At 40.4% G+C, this 17,401-nt stretch carries 17 protein-coding genes; 7 read left to right on the forward strand and 10 right to left on the reverse strand.

The genetic code is table 11. From position 1 onward, the window contains the following. Positions 1-2: 2 nt before the first annotated feature. From AC1DCD_RS05135 to AC1DCD_RS05170, 8 genes are read right to left on the reverse strand one after another with little or no spacing between them, the layout of a single operon-like run. Entirely contained in the window at positions 3-2,063 is a 2,061-nt protein-coding gene (locus AC1DCD_RS05135; protein ID WP_353586389.1) for an NADH-quinone oxidoreductase subunit 5 family protein, read from the reverse strand. A 9-nt stretch (positions 2,064-2,072) separates the two neighbouring features. Next, positions 2,073-2,381, reverse strand: a complete 309-nt coding sequence (gene nuoK / locus AC1DCD_RS05140; RefSeq protein ID WP_008450431.1) for an NADH-quinone oxidoreductase subunit NuoK — start codon at positions 2,379-2,381, stop codon at positions 2,073-2,075. A gap of 1 nt (position 2,382) precedes the next feature. Then, positions 2,383-2,913, reverse strand: a complete 531-nt coding sequence (locus tag AC1DCD_RS05145; RefSeq protein ID WP_008450305.1) for an NADH-quinone oxidoreductase subunit J family protein — start codon at positions 2,911-2,913, stop codon at positions 2,383-2,385. A gap of 5 nt (positions 2,914-2,918) precedes the next feature. After that, positions 2,919-3,452 (reverse strand): 4Fe-4S dicluster domain-containing protein, encoded by a 534-nt coding sequence (locus tag AC1DCD_RS05150; RefSeq protein WP_008450277.1) that lies wholly within the window; start codon positions 3,450-3,452, stop codon positions 2,919-2,921. 8 nt (positions 3,453-3,460) lie between these two features. After that, a complete protein-coding gene (gene nuoH / locus AC1DCD_RS05155) occupies positions 3,461-4,558 on the reverse strand; it encodes an NADH-quinone oxidoreductase subunit NuoH (protein WP_008450485.1) in 1,098 nt (365 codons plus the stop codon). Positions 4,559-4,604: 46 nt separating this feature from the next. Next, positions 4,605-6,182 carry an NADH-quinone oxidoreductase subunit D gene (locus AC1DCD_RS05160; RefSeq protein ID WP_464640667.1) on the reverse strand — a complete coding sequence of 526 codons (1,578 nt, stop codon included), beginning with the start codon at positions 6,180-6,182 and terminating at the stop codon, positions 4,605-4,607. A gap of 14 nt (positions 6,183-6,196) precedes the next feature. Continuing rightward, entirely contained in the window at positions 6,197-7,066 is an 870-nt protein-coding gene (locus AC1DCD_RS05165; protein ID WP_019035921.1) for an NADH-quinone oxidoreductase subunit B, read from the reverse strand. Continuing rightward, entirely contained in the window at positions 7,057-7,407 is a 351-nt protein-coding gene (locus tag AC1DCD_RS05170) for an NADH-quinone oxidoreductase subunit A (protein ID WP_008450257.1), read from the reverse strand. Before AC1DCD_RS05170 ends, AC1DCD_RS05165 begins: the two co-directional genes overlap by 10 nt. Positions 7,408-7,949: 542 nt before the next feature. Here AC1DCD_RS05170 and AC1DCD_RS05175 point away from each other — a divergent pair. From AC1DCD_RS05175 to miaA, 7 genes are all read left to right on the forward strand, one after another. Continuing rightward, positions 7,950-9,569, forward strand: coding sequence for an ABC-F family ATP-binding cassette domain-containing protein (locus AC1DCD_RS05175; protein WP_019035933.1), 1,620 nt, complete (start codon positions 7,950-7,952; stop codon positions 9,567-9,569). A 76-nt stretch (positions 9,570-9,645) separates the two neighbouring features. Next, a complete protein-coding gene (locus tag AC1DCD_RS05180; RefSeq protein ID WP_308532775.1) occupies positions 9,646-10,251 on the forward strand; it encodes a nucleotide exchange factor GrpE in 606 nt (201 codons plus the stop codon). A gap of 29 nt (positions 10,252-10,280) precedes the next feature. Then, positions 10,281-11,429 (forward strand): molecular chaperone DnaJ, encoded by a 1,149-nt coding sequence (gene dnaJ, locus AC1DCD_RS05185; protein WP_008450314.1) that lies wholly within the window; start codon positions 10,281-10,283, stop codon positions 11,427-11,429. Positions 11,430-11,562: 133 nt separating this feature from the next. Next, positions 11,563-12,873, forward strand: coding sequence for a bifunctional folylpolyglutamate synthase/dihydrofolate synthase (locus AC1DCD_RS05190; protein WP_008450289.1), 1,311 nt, complete (start codon positions 11,563-11,565; stop codon positions 12,871-12,873). A gap of 189 nt (positions 12,874-13,062) precedes the next feature. Further along, positions 13,063-13,497 (forward strand): hypothetical protein, encoded by a 435-nt coding sequence (locus AC1DCD_RS05195; RefSeq protein WP_464640663.1) that lies wholly within the window; start codon positions 13,063-13,065, stop codon positions 13,495-13,497. Positions 13,498-13,795: 298 nt separating this feature from the next. Beyond that, positions 13,796-14,815, forward strand: coding sequence for a type I glyceraldehyde-3-phosphate dehydrogenase (gap, locus tag AC1DCD_RS05200; protein WP_008450450.1), 1,020 nt, complete (start codon positions 13,796-13,798; stop codon positions 14,813-14,815). Between the two features lie 188 nt (positions 14,816-15,003). Then, positions 15,004-15,927 (forward strand): tRNA (adenosine(37)-N6)-dimethylallyltransferase MiaA, encoded by a 924-nt coding sequence (gene miaA, locus AC1DCD_RS05205; protein WP_464640660.1) that lies wholly within the window; start codon positions 15,004-15,006, stop codon positions 15,925-15,927. Between the two features lie 134 nt (positions 15,928-16,061). Here the strand turns inward: miaA and AC1DCD_RS05210 are convergent, their stop codons facing one another. Further along, positions 16,062-16,610: a hypothetical protein gene (locus tag AC1DCD_RS05210; RefSeq protein ID WP_019035941.1), complete on the reverse strand. Its 549-nt coding sequence runs from the start codon at positions 16,608-16,610 to the stop codon at positions 16,062-16,064. A gap of 60 nt (positions 16,611-16,670) precedes the next feature. After that, positions 16,671-17,333, reverse strand: a complete 663-nt coding sequence (locus tag AC1DCD_RS05215; RefSeq protein ID WP_464640658.1) for a ParA family protein — start codon at positions 17,331-17,333, stop codon at positions 16,671-16,673. Positions 17,334-17,401: the final 68 nt, after the last annotated feature.

A 17,401-nucleotide genomic window follows, 5' to 3' on the forward strand; every position in this document is an offset into this window, starting at 1 on the left:
TTTTATATCAAGCAAAGTAATACTAATGTTAAAGCGATAGTACCTGTTAAGAACCATATTACATATTGGCGCACATCGCCACTCTGCCAAGAGCGTATAGACTCTCCTGCCTCGTTGGCACCCCAAGCCATAAAATTGAATGTGCCATCTATAACACGACGATCGAACCAAGCAATAGGAATAGAGAAGAAACGGAATACTATCTTATGTGTGAAAAACTGCCATGCACTGTCTATATAAAACCTGTTTAATGCCGCTCTATGAAGACTTGGCATAGCACGCTGCAACGCATCGGCAACGGGCTGCTTCTTACCCATATACATAAAGGTAGCTAAAGCAATGCCGATAACAGCTGCTACGATACTTGTGGTGGCTATACCTGCATCGATATGTATATCGTAGCGCAAGCCATTAGCACTTACGAAACGCCCAAAGGGTATCAAGCCTGCCACACAAGAGATGATAGCCAAGAACACAAGCGGACCCCACATAACAAAAGGCACCTCCTGAGGACGACGACGATGCTCCGGATCTAACTCATAATAAGACTGACCCCAGAAGATAACATAATAAAGACGGAACATATAAAACGCCGTCATACCTGCTACAAGCGTCATTATCCACTTCAATGCCTGACCCTCAGCACCGGGGAGAGCATTACAAGCTGATATAATCTCGTCCTTTGAGAAGAAACCTGCAAAGGGAGGAATACCAGATATGGCAAGGCAGCCTATCAGGAAGCAAATGTTTGTAATGGGCATATACTTATGCAGACCGCCCATGTACTCCTTAAAGTTGCTACCTATAATAACTATTATTGCTCCAGAACATAAGAAGAGCAACGCCTTAAACATAGCGTGGGTAAACAAATGGAACATTGCTGCCATATAGCCTAACCCTCCATGATGTAAAAACTCTGCCGAAGAGAAGCTGCCCTGCTTACTATCGTAGAAGCAAACCCCTAAGGCTACAAGCATATAAGCTATCTGAGAAATAGTAGAAAACGCCAAGCCTCGCTTAATATCTTTCTGCGCACAAGCCACGGCTGCTGCATAGAAAGCTGTAAAAGCAGCTATCCAGGCTATCCAGTGAAGCTGCTCTTGAGCACCAAACTGTAAGTAGATGGGCAGCAAAGACGCTACCTGAAACACACCAGCCACAACCATCGTTGCCGCATGGATTAAAGCCGAAACAGGGGTAGGACCCTCCATAGCATCGGGAAGCCATATATGTAATGGGAACATAGCCGACTTACCTGCACCACCGATAAACATCAGAAACAACGCCGTAGGTATTGCCCATGATGTAGAAGGGTTAGCAGCTAAAGAAGCGAGCTTACCTACAAGATGAGGATTTACCGATAAGTCGTAATTGAAAGTACCTACATAGAAACTGAAAAACAATATTCCTATAAGGAAAAACAAATCGGCAAAACGCGTTACTATAAACGCCTTCTTACTGGCATGTACCGCTGTATGCTTTGGATAATAAAAGCCTATCAACAGATAAGAGCACACACCCACAAGCTCCCAGAAGAGATACATCTGGAAGATGTTAGTAGCTACCACCAAGCCTAACATAGAACAGGTAAACATAGATAGGTAAGCGTAGAAACGCTGGAAACCATGCTCATACTCCTCAAACTCATATTTCTCGCCTCGCTCTGCCATATAGCCAAACGAATAGATATGTACCATGAAGCTAACCGTGGTGATAACAACAAGCATCATCACGCTGATAGGGCTCAAGCGGAAACCTATATTAAAGGTTAGAAGATCTGTAAACTTTAGCCAGGTGAGGTTAAACACCGTTATTGTGGGGTAAGCACCCTGACCACCGTCAAGCCTACCATTAACAACCTTAAAGACCTCGCCCATGGCTGTAAACTCTCCCGTATAGAAGAAGTAACGATAAGCTGTATAAAGACTCAAGGCAAACAACACACCCAGCATGCAAGTGCCTGCAATACCTGCCACTTTCTTAGGCATCTTCATTCCTGTTAGTCCTAATACTAAAAAGCTTAGGAAGGGAAGAAGGAGTATTAAAAATGCGTAATCGAACATAATCTTTTTTTATAATTTCATGTTTTCAATACTGTTCACCTGATCGTTATGGAAATGGCGGTAAACATTAATAATTATAGCAAGTGCCACGGCTGTTTCGGCAGCACTGACACCTATGGAAAACAGTGTGAAGAACATGCCCTCAAAACCACTGGGATAAAGCAAACGGTTAAAAGCAGCAAAGTTGATATCAACACTATTTAATACTAACTCGATAGAGATAAGCATCGCAACAAGGTTACGACGGGTAACAAAACCAAATACCCCAATAAAAAACAGTATTCCGCTAAGTAGGAAAAAATATTGTACTGGTATCATTCTAAGCCTCCTTTTTGTTTTTTTTATTTAATATAACCAGCCCGCCTATGATACAAGCCAGTAAGAAGAGCGATATAAACTCGAAGGGCAACACATACCCATACTTATCCGCACTCATAAGCGTTGTGCCTATCTTCTGCATTGGCACCTCGCCTTTTACCGATGAAGACACTACAGCATTTAGTAGCTCGTTCTTTAAAAACACAGCTGCCACTACCACAAAGCCTACCACGGCAAGCCCAGCGGCTAAGAACGTACGCTTACCGAGCCAACGCTCTGACAAGCCACGAAGGGTCTGCTTATTAACAAGGTGAATGGCAAAAACATATACCATAGTAATGCCACCGGCATAAATGCTTATCTGCACCGTACCAAGGAAGGTATAGTCGAGCAAAAAATACATTCCTGCCACACCAAACAACACAAACAACAACGCCGTTGCTGCACGCATAATCCTACTGGTTAGCACCGAGAAAAAGGCTGCTGCCAATATTACTACGGCTAAAACCGCAAACATAATAATCTGTGCCATAGGGCTTATTTCTTTTTGGTATTAAAGGTTCCTACTTCCCAGTCGGCTCCGCCATCAATGATATTAGGCAAAGACCCTCCGGTATAAACTTCTTTATCAAGATGAAGAACGAGCTTAGAACGGTCGAAAACAGCATTCTCAAAGTCGTTTGTAAACTCGATAGCACCGAAGCCGCAAGCATTTGTACACAGCTCACAAAACATGCAATCGCCCAAATCGTACTGATAATCGACAAGCTGCTTCTTCTTCCTGCCCTCCTCGTTGGTAACCATCTGCGACAAGATGCGGATAGTTCCGTTAGGGCAAGCTTTCTCACACATGGTACAAGCAGTACACTTATAGTTGCCTTCCTCATCGCGGATAAACGTCAAACGCCCACGATGGCGTGCAGCAACGTGTAAGGTTGTTTTACGATTCTCTGGATACTGCTCTGTCGACTTTGGTGTGAAATATTCTTTCATCGTAACCTTTAAGCCGGTAGCCAGTGTCTTTAGAGCACTCCCAACCTCACCGAAATATGATTCTTTCTTTTCTTCCATATCTCTTCTTAAGCATTAATAGTAAACGTCCAGCCGAAGGCTACACACACCGTCATTAAGACTAAGATGACCAGCGACAGGGGCATTAAATATTTCCATTCGAGCTTTAAGATCTGGTCTACACGCAGACGAGGGAAAGTCCAGCGCACCCACATAAGCAGGAACACCACTACAAACGTCTTACCCAAGAACCAGACAATGCCCGGAATAAAGTTCATTACACTGTCGAAGCCCTCGATACCTATATTTAAAGGTGCCCAGCCTCCTAAGAAAACTGTAGTGGCAATACCCGAGACTACAAACAGATTAAGATATTCTGCTAAGTAATAAAAGCCAAAACCCATACCAGAATATTCGGTATGGTAACCTGCGGTAAGCTCGCTCTCGGCTTCTGCCAAATCGAAAGGACCACGGTTAGCCTCTGCATTACCTGCTATGCAAAACACCAAGAATGCCAGCAAGGCAGGTATATGTCCCTGTACGATGAGCCACTGCCAAGGACCCGTCTGTGCTTCCACAATACCAGATACCTGCATCGTACCCGTAAGGATAACGGCAGAGATAAGACACAAGCCCAAAGAGAGCTCGTAAGAAATCATCTGCACTGCCCCACGCATAGCCGAAAGCACGGAATACTTGTTATTACTACCCCAACCAGCAAGGAACACCCCTACTACACCTATCGAACTAATAGCTGTAACGAGGAATATACCTACGTTAAAGTCGAGAATGTTAGCACCTTTGTTCCAGGGAAGGAACGAGAATGTACCCACCGAGGCTATAATAACCAAGAAAGGCGCTATAAAATATATCAGCTTATCAGCCTTATCTACTGAGAAGATCTCTTTAATGAGCATCTTCAATACATCGGCAAACACCTGCAATGTGCCCCACCAGCCCACACGCACCGGACCTATACGACACTGGAAGTAAGCACATACCTTACGCTCCATGAAGATAAGCACAATAGCAAGCACAGCATAAGCCGTAAGGATTATCAGCCCCACTACAATACACTCTATCAGGGTAGAGGAAAAATTGCCTAAGCCCAGCGTTACTCTTAGCAAGGCATCAAACCATTTTGTTATAATACTAAAATCGAACATTATATGATTTTATGCTTAATTATTTACTTTTTTTTATACCTCTTTCTTAACGGTCGATGTCTGGAATAACAAAGTCTAAAGCGGCTACGTTGGTAATCAGGTCGGCTACCTTTTCGCCTCTCAACATCTTATCCAAAGCACCCACCAAGGTAAGACCCATAGGGCGGAACTTAACACGATACGGACTCTTATCCCCACGTGAGTCGAGATAACAGCCAAACTCGCCACTGGCACCCTCCACAGAGAAGAACCACTGCCCTTGAGGCACCTTTATTATAGGTCGCTGCTTAATATAGAAATCGCCTTCAGGGATATTATCTATTAGCTGCTCTATGATGTTAAGGCTCTCATAAATCTCTTTTATATGGCAATAGTAACGATCCATAGAGTCGCCATGGGTCAAAACTACCTCTTTAAAGTCCACCTTATCATACATATCGTATGGGTGATGCTTACGAACATCATTTCTCCAGCCTGCTGCACGACCTGCCGGACCCGTTACAGCGTAGCTTATAGAGTCTTCTCGGCTCATATATCCCACCTTCTCCAAACGCTTATGAGTAATGACGTTATCGCCAAAGACGTCGAGATATTCCTGCACCATAGGGCGAAGATACTTGCAGAGCTTCTTCACATTATCTACAAAGTGAGCATCGATATCTGCCTGCAAACCACCTATACGATAGTAGTTTTGTATCAAACGTCCACCGGTAGTCTCCTCCATTACGTTAAGCACATGCTCACGGTCGCGCATACCATAAAGGAAAGCGGTAAGCGCACCAAGGTCTTGAGCCACACATGAGGTATATAGCAAGTGGTTATCTATACGCTGAAGCTCGTCCATAATGGTTCTTATATACTTTATACGGTCTGAAAGCTCCACGCCAAGCCCTTCCTCTATTACACCCACTAAAGCGTGGCGGTGCATCATAGCCGAAAGATAGTTCATACGGTCAGTAAGAGCCAGTGTCTGTGGATAAGAAAACTCCTCACAAAGCTTCTCTATACCACGATGTATATACCCAAGATGGGGATATATGCGCTTAACGGTCTCACCGTCTAAGACTGTTTGCAAACGTAGCACACCATGCATGGCAGGGTGCTGCGGACCAAAGTTTACCACATAATCGTCATCGGTAAAGAGCGAATGCTTTGTAGAAACAAGGTTTCCACTACCATCTAACGACCACTCCAAAGTGGTATCCACCTCTACATCGTCGGTTAAGGTATAAAGGTTTTTTGTAGGATCTTTATCGAAATCCTTACGCAAAGGGTAACCATTACTATAGTCGTTACGCAAAAACAAACGACGCATATCAGGGTGCCCTAAAAACTTAATACCAAAAAAGTCGTACACCTCACGCTCCAGCAGCTCGGCATCTGCCCATAGCTTAATAACAGAAGGAATGACATAATCTTCATCTATCTGCTTAGCTATCTGCTTTACCGATATACGCTCATGAGAAAGAGTGTTCTCAAGAATGTAAATACAGCCTAAGCCCTCTTCCTGACCAAAGTCTTCACCAACAATAGTTACAAGGTAATCGAAATGATTCTCGTTCTTTAATCTTGCCATCTCAAGGGCAAAACTATCAAAGCCAAATTCTTTATTTTCTAATTTCATCTTCCTTATATACCTTATTTATTATTAGTATCCGATGGCTTACTTACAGAGTTAAGCTCATCTATCTCCTTACCAAGCGATTCTACCTGCTGCTTAGTTACAGGCTTATCCACCACGATAGTATCTTTCTTTATAGGCTTAGCCTCTGGAGCCGCAGCCTTCGCTGCTACTGGCTTTCTTACAGGCTTAGCCTTAGAGCCGTTCTCCTCTAACCAAGCTGCCTCACGCTTTTGCTTTATCTCAAGAGGGTCTATGCCCAGCTTATCCTTAAAAATAAGCGTAGCATTACTTACACCAAGCTCACGCTCTGAAGAGGTCTGCTTATGGTTGACACCTCCAAAAAACTTCTCTATCTTTACCTTACGCTGAAGCTGCATCATACCATAGATAATAGCCTCAGGACGAGGAGGACAGCCCGGTATATAAACATCTACAGGGATAATCTCGTCTATACCGCGCATAACATGATAACTATTCTTAAACGGACCTCCTGAAATAGCACAGCCACCCACTGCAATAACATACTTAGGCTCTGCCATCTCATCATACAAACGCTTAAGAGCCGGAGCCATCTTATTAGTAATAGTACCGGCACACATTATAAGGTCTGCCTGACGAGGAGAATTACGAGTTACCTCAAAGCCAAAACGAGAAAAGTCGTAACGAGCACAGCCCACAGACATAAACTCGATACCACAACACGATGTAGCAAAGGTAAGAGACCACAACGAATTACTACGACCCCAGTTTATCAACTGATCCAAATTGCCCAAAACAAGGTTAGTACCACCATCGTTAAGGTCGGCAGCCATCTTGTCAAGAGTTTCGTTGTCCTTCCATTCTTCATAAGGAAGCGATTTTATCCTGGGCTTTCTTATTTCCATTCTAACGCTCCTTTCCGCCAAGCATAAGCAAGGCCAAATACTAATACCAACATAAAGAACCCTATCGTAAATAACGCTAAAGGCCCAAATGACTTAACAACAACCGCCCAAGGATACAGAAACACCGTCTCTACATCGAACATCAGAAAAAGAATGGCAAAGAGGTAATAACCTATACGAACAGGCAGCCAAGACTGACCATACGTAGGAATACCACACTCGAAAGGCTCACCCTTTATCGGACTGTAAGACCGCGGACCTATCAGCTTGGCAATGACATAAGCAGCCACTACCAAAAAAGCTGCAGTTATCAATACGGTAACAAATAGTGTGAAATACATAAATTTATATAGCTATAATTTTTATTTAATAAATTAACCTTGTCTCGATTTCATAACCACCGCAAAGGTAATAATAAATTCTCTAAAGAATAAAAAAAATATAGTAAAAATGTAATATTCACTTTGCAAAAACATTGTCCCTTATACAGCAAAAGGTGATATTTTAATCACTAAAACATCACCTTTTAAGGTGTAAAACATCACCTTTTACTCTATAAAAGGTCATCTTTCTTATGCACCTTCTGTGTTATCAAGATATTCAAAACAAACTTTTATCCCTTACACAAACATATACATACGAACATCTCTCCTCTCTAAAAGAGAACACCATAAAGCACTGACACTTTAAAAGACCTGAACATCATTTGCGAGATAACCTAAGCGATGCTTTATGGTAGGTGCCAAAGTTAAGAAAAAACTTTTATATAAACAAGAAAAAACTTTCTTTTTTATTATTTTTCTTCTTTTCCTTTATAGACAACAAGAAAAACAGTACCTTTGCACACAAAGTAATTAAATAATAAGCATTTAGATAATAAAAAATGATTACATTATCAAATATCGCAATCCAATTTGGTAAAAGAGTATTATACAAAGACGTAAACATAAAGTTTACCCGTGGTAACATCTATGGAGTAATAGGAGCCAACGGAGCAGGAAAATCGACACTACTAAAAGCTATCTCTGGAGAATTAGAACCTAACAAAGGAACTATAGAGTTAGGAACGGGAGAAAGATTGTCGGTATTGGAACAAGACCACTTTAAATACGACAGCTTTAACGTTATGGACACCGTACTCATGGGACACAGCAAGCTCTGGGATAACATGAAAGAAAGAGAAGCACTATACGCTAAAGAAGAAATGAGCGAGGAAGACGGTAACAGAGCGGCAGACTTAGAACTCAAATTCGCTGAAATGAACGGCTGGGAAGCTGAAAGCGAAGCGGCACAGCTATTACAACACTTAGGCATAAACGAAGATTTGCACACTAAGGAAATGGCACAGCTTTCTAACAACGAAAAGGTTAGAGTAATGTTAGCTAAAGCACTCTTTGGCAAACCTGAAAACCTTTTACTCGATGAGCCTACAAACGACCTCGACTTAGACACCGTGGAATGGCTCGAAGATTATCTCGCTGACATTGACGATAACCAAACAGTACTCGTAGTTTCACACGACAGACATTTCCTTGACACTGTAAGCACACAGACCATAGACATCGACTTTGGGAAAGTAACCGTCTTCGCAGGAAACTACTCCTTCTGGTACGAAAGCTCACAACTCGCACTAAGACAAGCACAAAACCAAAAACTAAAAGCTGAAGAAAAAAAGAAACAGCTCGAAGAGTTTATAAGAAGATTCTCTGCCAATGTGGCTAAAAGCAAACAAACCACATCAAGAAAGAAAATGCTCGAAAGACTTAACGTAGAAGAAATAAGACCGTCAAGCAGAAAATACCCCGGAATAATATTCCAGATGGAAAGAGAACCGGGTAACCAAATTCTACAGGTAAACGACCTTAAAGCCGTAGAACCTGACGGGACTGTACTCTTCGACCACGTAGACCTCAACATAGAAAAAGGACAAAAAGTAGTCTTCATATCACACAACCCTAAAGCCATGACGGCATTCTTCGAAATAATAAACGGTAACAGAACACCCGATGCCGGACAATATAACTGGGGAGTAACCATAACCACAGCATATCTACCTTTAGATAACACCGAATTCTTTTCTTCAGAACTTAACCTCGTAGACTGGCTTTCACAATACGGACCAGGCAACGAAGTGGTTATGAAAGGGTATCTTGGAAGAATGCTTTTCAGACAGGAAGAAGTGGAAAAACAAGTGAAAATACTCTCCGGAGGAGAAAAAATGAGGTGCATGATAGCAAGAATGCAGCTACAAAACGCTAACTGCCTTATCTTAGACACACCCACTAACCACCTCGACTTGGAAAGCATACAAGCCTTTAACAACAACCTCATCAGCTTTAAAGGAAATATCCTCTTTAGCTCACACGACCATGCTTTCATCGATTCTATTGCTAACAGAGTCATTGAGCTTACTCCTAAAGGGACCATTGACAAACTTATGCCATACGATGAATACATACACGATGACAAACTAAAAGAAAAAAGAAACGCAATGTACCAATAAGAAATGAGCTTTTATATATAAAACTATTCTTTTGGCACATAATTTGCTTTACTTACAAAAAAAACAATTACATAAAATGAAAGCAAAAAAAAATAACAAAAACATAAACAACAATACTCAAGAGCAAGAAAAAAATGCTCAAAGTACTCTGGAAAATGAAGCTCAAGAAGATGTTAAGCAGCAGGATAATGAGCAGCAACACAGTCAAGAAGAAAGTAGTGAGCAAGAAGAAAAGGTAGACCCTACTGCAAAAGCACAGCAAGAGGCTGAACAGTGGAAAGATAAGTACATACGATTAGTAGCTGAATTTGATAACTACAAAAAACGTACTCTCAAAGAAAAAAGCGAACTTATCATAAATGGTAGCGAAAAGACTATCAATGCCGTACTGCCTATCTTAGACGATTTTGAACGAGCATTATCTGACAATACCGAGGACCCTAACTCGATAAAAGAAGGATTTAACCTTATATATAAGAAGTTTGTCGAAACTCTAAAGAAAATAGGTGTACAGAAAATCGATACCGATAATGCCGATTTTAACGTCGATTACCACGAAGCTATAGCTATGGTGCCAGGAATGGGAGACGAGAAAAAAGGTAAAATAATAGATTGTGTACAAACAGGATATACGCTTAACGATAAAGTTATACGCCACGCCAAAGTGGCTGTAGGGCAATAAAAAAAAGCTCGAAAGAGAAATAAAAGAAAATGGCAAAAAGAGATTACTACGAAGTACTTGGGGTAAGCAAAGACGCCTCAGAAGATGAAATAAAAAAGGCTTATAGAAAGTTAGCTATTAAATATCACCCTGATCGTAACCCTGATGATACTCAGGCTGAAGAAAAATTTAAAGAAGCTGCCGAAGCATACGATGTTTTACACGATCCACAAAAAAGGCAACAGTACGATCAGTTTGGGTTTAACTCACCCGGAGGATTCTCATCAGGTGGATTCTCATCAGGTGGATTCTCTGTAGACGACATCTTTTCTGCCTTTGGAGATATTTTTGGTGGGCATCAAGGCTTTAGCGGATTCTCATCAGGTGGAGCTCAAAGGCGACAACATGGCACAGATATGCGCCTTAAAGTAAGGCTTACCCTACAAGAAATAGCCACTGGCGTTAAAAAGAAGTTTAAAGTGCGCAAAGACGTAGTGTGCCAACACTGTCATGGTACAGGAGCAGAGGGAAATAGCAAGCCAATAACTTGCCCTAACTGCCATGGCTCGGGCATGGAAGTACGTACACAACAGTCTATGTTTGGCATAATACAGACACAAGGTCCTTGCCATGTCTGTGGAGGAGAAGGCACTATAATAAAAGACAAATGTAAATGTTGCAATGGAGAAGGCATCGTAAAAGGCGAAGAAGTGGTAGAAATTAACATACCAGCAGGAGTAGCTGAAGGCATGGTGCTCAACGTTGCAGGAAAAGGTAATGCCGGAAAACGAAATGGAGTAAATGGAGATATTCATGTATATATAGAAGAAGAGGAAAACGATACCTTCCTTAGAGATGGACAAAACATCATTTACAACCTTCTCTTAGATATTCCTACAGCTACCTTAGGAGGACAAGTAGAGATACCTACCATAGAAGGAAAAAACGTAAGGATAACCATAGAACCCGGAACACAACCCGGAAAAACTCTTCGCCTACGAGGAAAAGGGTTACCTGCTGTACAAGGATACGGCTCTGGAATAGGAGACCTTATCGTACACACAAGCGTGTATATACCAAAAGAACTAAGCAAGTCGGAGAAAAAAGCAATGGAAGAATTTGCTAAAAGCGACAATTTTAAAGGAGATAAAGCCACAAAACACTCTATCTTCGAAAGCTTTAAAAAATTATTTAGCTAAATAAGAGCTAGTGTTACTAGTTGTACTAGTTCTACTAGTTTTACTAGTTCTACTAGTTCTGCTAGTTCCACTAGTTCTGCTAGTTCTGCTAGTTCCACTAGTCCCACTAGCCCCACTACCCCCACCACTTATCATGAACTACCAAGAAACTATACAATATCTTTTTAACAGCACGCCTGTCTTTGAGCATGTTGGTGCACAAGCATACAAAGAAGGACTATCTAACACACACCTGTTAGATAAACACTTTAACCACCCACATACCCGCTTTAAAACCATTCATATAGCAGGAACAAACGGGAAAGGCTCATGCTCACACACTCTTGCAGCTATACTGCAAGAAGAAGGATACAAGGTAGGGCTATATACAAGTCCGCATCTTATAGACTTTCGTGAACGCATACGCATAAACGGCAAAATGATACCAAAAGAATATGTTATCAATTTTGTTGCTAACGAACGCCATTTCTTCGAACCTCTACACCCTTCATTCTTCGAACTCACCACTGCACTTGCCTTTAAATACTTCGCCGAAGAACAAGTAGACATCGCTGTTATAGAAGTGGGATTAGGTGGAAGGCTCGATTGCACTAATATTATCACACCTATACTATCCATTATCACAAACATATCCTTAGATCACACACAGTTTCTTGGAAACACTTTAGAAAAAATAGCATTCGAAAAAGCTGGTATCATAAAGCATAACATACCTGTTATAATAGGTGAAACAGTAAAAGAAACTAAAGACGTCTTTCTACAAACTGCTGAAAAAATGGAAGCACCCATAACTTTTGCCCAAGACAAAATACTCTTCCAACCCACACCTAAACACGATGAAAAAGGAATACATTACCACGACACACCTTTCGGAGATATTATAGGAGAACTAACAGGACTATATCAACAAAAAAACACTAACACACTGCTTTATGCATGCCTAAAACTACAACAATTAGGTATTCACCTTAACAAAGAAAACATCATCAAAGGTTTTGCTAACGTTACCACTAACACCTCACTCATGGGACGATGGCAAACAATATGCCTATCTCCACTAACCATCTGCGACACCGGACACAACATAGGGGGCTGGAAATATCTTGCAGAACAGATAAAAAACACACATGCAAAAGAAAAACACATCGTCTTTGGTATGGTAGATGATAAAGACCTGCACACTGTTTTAACATTATTACCTAAAGACGCACACTACTACTGGACACAACCTTCCACACACAGAGCATTCCCTGTAGAAAAAGTAGCATCAGAAGCACTGACCTTACGACTTAAAGGCACTACCTTTCACGATGTCTTCACAGCATATAAAGCAGCTAAAAAAGCTGCACAGAACACCGATTTTATCTTTATAGGAGGCTCAAGCTACGTTGTTGCCGACCTCTTAAAACACCTACAACCACTCCCCCAACCTAAAAACACCTGACCAAAAGCCTATATCTAAAACAAACTCTTTTCTAAACAAGACTTTTTATATCGTAAAAAATGTATATTCTACATACCAAAAGAACATTTTTTCTTACCTTTGCACCACAACTTTGAATGCTATTATAGCACATACAAAGGCAAAAACATATTATTTTTATTATTTTTATACATTAATATTTTAGTTTTTATGAATAACAAGATTAAAAGATTTTCTGTGTTTTTATCTCTACTTATAGTAGTTTTGTGTAGCATCACCCTGCTTACTTCGTGTGATAAAGATATCGAGAAGACGATGAATGCTAAAGTAACCCTTAGAGAAAATGGGGATAGATTTTTTGTAAAGTTTTATCCTGATAATACAAAATCTGAATTTATAGAGATTGATATACCTAAAAGGTTAAACGCACAGACTATAAATCTTACCAAGCAAGGCGATTGGAAAGTAATAGGTTTAGGATTCTATGGAGAAGATGGGCACGTTCCTTTTGAAAAAGGTAGCCAAATATATATTAACAAAATAAGCGACAAACAGATAAAAGTAGCGTTCTCTATAAAGCAATATAACGATGGCAAACTCATAGAAAGATCACAGACTTACGAGGGACCTATCTCGTCTGACTAAAACAAAAAGCAGCAAGCAATAACAAAAAAATCAGCAAATAATAAAACAAAAAGTAGCAAGCTCTCGCCCAGAAAGAAATGGGTGAGGGCTTTTTTTTATAAAAGCATCTTCTATAATGTAAGATGTAGTTAGCATTTTATGGCAAGTAGTGGTTAATTTAATATTGTTTAATACTTAAATGGATTGCAAATCTAAGAATAATTCTGTAACTTTGCATTGTTTCAGGAAAAGAAATACTCTTTTAGAGCGTAAAAGAAGATTTATAATATTCACTTTAATAAATAAAAGTTAAAAGACAATGATTAAAATTGGTATTAACGGTTTCGGTCGTATCGGTCGTTTCGTGTTCCGTGCTACTTGCGAAGCAGCAAATGCAAAAGAAGTTCAGGTTGTAGGTATTAACGACCTTTGCCCAGTAGACTACCTTGCTTATATGTTGAAATATGACACTATGCATGGTAAGTTTGAAGGTTCTATTGAAGCAGATGTAGAAAAGTCTGAGCTTATAGTAAATGGTCAGCACATCCGCGTAACAGCAGAGCGTAACCCAGCAGACTTGAAGTGGGACGCTGTAGGTGCTGAATACGTTGTAGAATCTACAGGTCTTTTCTTAACAAAGGAGAAGTCTCAGGGTCATATCGATGCTGGTGCCAAATATGTAGTAATGTCAGCTCCTTCTAAAGACGATACCCCTATGTTCGTTTGCGGTGTAAACTTTGACAAGTATGTAAAGGGGACACAGTTTGTTTCTAACGCTTCTTGTACTACAAACTGTCTTGCTCCTATCGCTAAGGTGTTGAACGATAAGTTTGGTATTACAGATGGTTTGATGACTACTGTTCACTCTACTACTGCTACACAGAAGACTGTAGATGGTCCTTCTCTAAAGGATTGGCGTGGTGGTCGTGCTGCTTCTGGCAACATTATCCCTTCTTCTACTGGTGCTGCTAAGGCTGTAGGTAAGGTTATCCCTGAGCTAAACGGTAAGCTAACAGGTATGTCTATGCGTGTTCCTACATTAGATGTTTCTGTTGTTGACCTTACTGTAAACCTCGCAAAGGCTGCTACATACGCTGAAATATGCGACGCTATGAAGGCTGCTTCTGAAGGTGAGCTAAAGGGTGTATTAGGTTACACTGAAGACGCTGTAGTTTCTTCTGACTTCCTTGGCGATCCTCGCACATCTATCTTCGATGCTAAGGCTGGTATAGCTTTGACAGATACTTTTGTTAAGGTTGTTTCTTGGTACGACAACGAGATTGGTTACTCACACAAGGTAGTAGAGCTAATCAAGCACATGGCAAAGGTTAACGCTTAAAAATATATTTTATAAGCATTAAAAAAATGTCCTTTTAGCTCATAAGAGCTATAAGATACTTTAGATAAGAAAGCCGCCACAGCAGCATAGCTGGGCGGCTCTTTTATTATAAAAACATAATAACAAAAACAATACGAAAATCTCTTTTTAAGCATTGCTTAAACCGTGTTTTTTTAATATCTATCTATATGATAACTATAATAGGACCTACAGCATCAGGAAAGACTGCTCTTGCCACAACACTGGCATATACCTTAGGAAGCGAAATAATATCTGCCGACTCACGACAGGTATACCGAGGCATGACTATAGGCACTGGTAAAGACCTTGGAGAATATACCGTAAACGAAAAAAAAATACCATACCACCTCATAGATATATGTGATGCGGGAGAAAAATATAACCTCTTTGAATATCAAAGAGATTTCATTAAAACATACAACCTCATAACAAAACGACACATAGAACCTATTCTATGCGGAGGAACAGGACTATACATAGAAGCTGTACTGAAAGGCTACCAGCTCGCTGATGTACCACAAAACCCCACTTTAAGAAAAGAACTCGAAGGGAAATCGCTCAAAGAACTTACACTAATACTTACACAGCTGAAAGAAAAAAACCTATCTAACATGCACAATAATACCGATGTAGACTCCTGTAAACGTGCCATCAGAGCCATAGAAATAGAAACCTATAACCTTGAACACACCATAGAAAAACGCAAGCCAGCACCCATAAAATCGCTTATCATAGGTGTAGACATTGACAGAGAAGAAAGAAGAAAGAAAATAACCCTACGACTTAAACAACGCTTACAACAAGGAATGATAGAAGAAGTAGAAGGACTACTACATAAAGGTATCAACCCTGAAGACCTTATATATTACGGACTGGAATACAAATACATCACAGAATATATCATAGGAAAACGAAACTACGATGATATGTTTAAACACTTGGAAATAGCTATACACCAATTCGCTAAAAGACAAATGACTTGGTTCAGAGGAATGGAACGAAGAGGATTTGAAATACACTGGATAAAAGCATCATGGCAACGCAAAAAACAAATAGAAACAATACTGAAACTTAAAGAATCATCTATATAAACACCATATAAAAAACGCTAACCTTAAACACAAAAAATATTTCTCCGTGAGCATAAACACACGGAGAAAACTTTTTTTTCTACACTAAAAAACTAAAAACTAAAGAACTATAAACCCCCTACCCTATACTTTTCTTACAACAGACTCTCACCAAAAATGGCATTCTTTATGTCCTGCTCGTGGTCGAAAACAAAACGAGCCACAATAGCACTTAACAGAGCTGTGGAAGGCATCTTTATGCTACTTGCCGACTTTAAACGGTCCAGAACACTCTTTAAATCGCTATCTATATAAACTGTAGCTAACTTTGAGTCGCGCTGCTTATAATCCTTTGCAAGGTCTAAAAACAGCTGCCAGCTATCCTCACCACTATCACGAGCTATAGTATACTCACGAGCTAACTGCTTGCCCTCTGCCTTAGGCAACTTCTTTGCTGCAGGAGCTGTACGATCCTTAACTATCTCGCCATGCTCATTACGCACTGCTGTACGAGTAAAAGAACTCGCTACGTCGCCAGGAACCATAGCTGCCTGCCCTTCAGCACCTTGAGAAGACTCTACTTCTTGCTTTACATTACCGTTATTAAACTCCGTCTTAACCGAAGACTCCTGACCACTCTGAGCCGTATGCACTAAGCCCTGCAAACCTCCAGGAATTATTACCTTTGTCTTTTTCTTTACCATAATATGTCCTCTTTATTGTTTCCTATCTCTTATAACTTTACTCTAAATAACACCACAGGCTTATTTCATCTTCTTTAGCATATAGTCGAAAGCCATCTTAACTGCCTCACGCTGCTGACCAAAAAGCTCAAAAGTGTTTGTGCGCTTAAGACAAGCACGACTGTTTATAGTAGGAGTTACCTTGCCAAACTGCTGAAATATCTCGTCCGTTTCTGCCCACATACGCTGCTCATCACTCGTACCTATACGGGGATCTATACGGTTAGGAACAAAGAATAACTTAGCATGCATCTCTGGATTATGCTCCCTTAAAGCATTGATAACCTGAACGAAAACACCTGTAGAATCGAGAGTCTTATCCTCGTACTCGTAAGGACAAATAATAAAATCGGCACCTACGAAAAGCGGAGCCAAACCGTCTTGAGATATGTTACCCGGAGAATCGAACAACACAAAACCATCTACATCACTCGCACTCTCCACTAACTGCTGCATAAGCTCCGGAGAGTCTACATCAAAATCCTGTATTGTATAAGGCTCCTCCTCACCCTCATACACCTCCATGTCTTTCTTACGCTGCATAAGAATAGTCTTCTGAAGGTCAGTATCTATTAAGCAAACGTCCTTGCCCTTGTAAGACAAATAGTTAGCAAAAAGTATGCAAAGCGTGCTCTTACCTACACCACCCTTTTGATTAGCAAATACTACTTTTACGTTTTCCATTATTTATATATTTATATATTCATATTAAAATATTCTTATATTATAACGTTTATATATTCTTATATTGA

The organism is Prevotella sp. C0209C1, assembly GCF_056583855.1.

Bases quoted from the DNA above. Each gene is read 5' to 3' on its own strand.
- AC1DCD_RS05135 (WP_353586389.1), bottom strand. From the start codon at position 2,063: ATGTTCGATTACGCATTTTTAATACTCCTTCTTCCCTTCCTAAGCTTT.
- nuoK (WP_008450431.1), bottom strand. From the start codon at position 2,381: ATGATACCAGTACAATATTTTTTCCTACTTAGCGGAATACTGTTTTTT.
- AC1DCD_RS05145 (WP_008450305.1), bottom strand. From the start codon at position 2,913: ATGGCACAGATTATTATGTTTGCGGTTTTAGCCGTAGTAATATTGGCA.
- AC1DCD_RS05150 (WP_008450277.1), bottom strand. From the start codon at position 3,452: ATGGAAGAAAAGAAAGAATCATATTTCGGTGAGGTTGGGAGTGCTCTA.
- nuoH (WP_008450485.1), bottom strand. From the start codon at position 4,558: ATGTTCGATTTTAGTATTATAACAAAATGGTTTGATGCCTTGCTAAGA.
- AC1DCD_RS05160 (WP_464640667.1), bottom strand. From the start codon at position 6,182: ATGAAATTAGAAAATAAAGAATTTGGCTTTGATAGTTTTGCCCTTGAG.
- AC1DCD_RS05165 (WP_019035921.1), bottom strand. From the start codon at position 7,066: ATGGAAATAAGAAAGCCCAGGATAAAATCGCTTCCTTATGAAGAATGG.
- AC1DCD_RS05170 (WP_008450257.1), bottom strand. From the start codon at position 7,407: ATGTATTTCACACTATTTGTTACCGTATTGATAACTGCAGCTTTTTTG.
- AC1DCD_RS05175 (WP_019035933.1), top strand. From the start codon at position 7,950: ATGATTACATTATCAAATATCGCAATCCAATTTGGTAAAAGAGTATTA.
- AC1DCD_RS05180 (WP_308532775.1), top strand. From the start codon at position 9,646: ATGAAAGCAAAAAAAAATAACAAAAACATAAACAACAATACTCAAGAG.
- dnaJ (WP_008450314.1), top strand. From the start codon at position 10,281: ATGGCAAAAAGAGATTACTACGAAGTACTTGGGGTAAGCAAAGACGCC.
- AC1DCD_RS05190 (WP_008450289.1), top strand. From the start codon at position 11,563: ATGAACTACCAAGAAACTATACAATATCTTTTTAACAGCACGCCTGTC.
- AC1DCD_RS05195 (WP_464640663.1), top strand. From the start codon at position 13,063: ATGAATAACAAGATTAAAAGATTTTCTGTGTTTTTATCTCTACTTATA.
- gap (WP_008450450.1), top strand. From the start codon at position 13,796: ATGATTAAAATTGGTATTAACGGTTTCGGTCGTATCGGTCGTTTCGTG.
- miaA (WP_464640660.1), top strand. From the start codon at position 15,004: ATGATAACTATAATAGGACCTACAGCATCAGGAAAGACTGCTCTTGCC.
- AC1DCD_RS05210 (WP_019035941.1), bottom strand. From the start codon at position 16,610: ATGGTAAAGAAAAAGACAAAGGTAATAATTCCTGGAGGTTTGCAGGGC.
- AC1DCD_RS05215 (WP_464640658.1), bottom strand. From the start codon at position 17,333: ATGGAAAACGTAAAAGTAGTATTTGCTAATCAAAAGGGTGGTGTAGGT.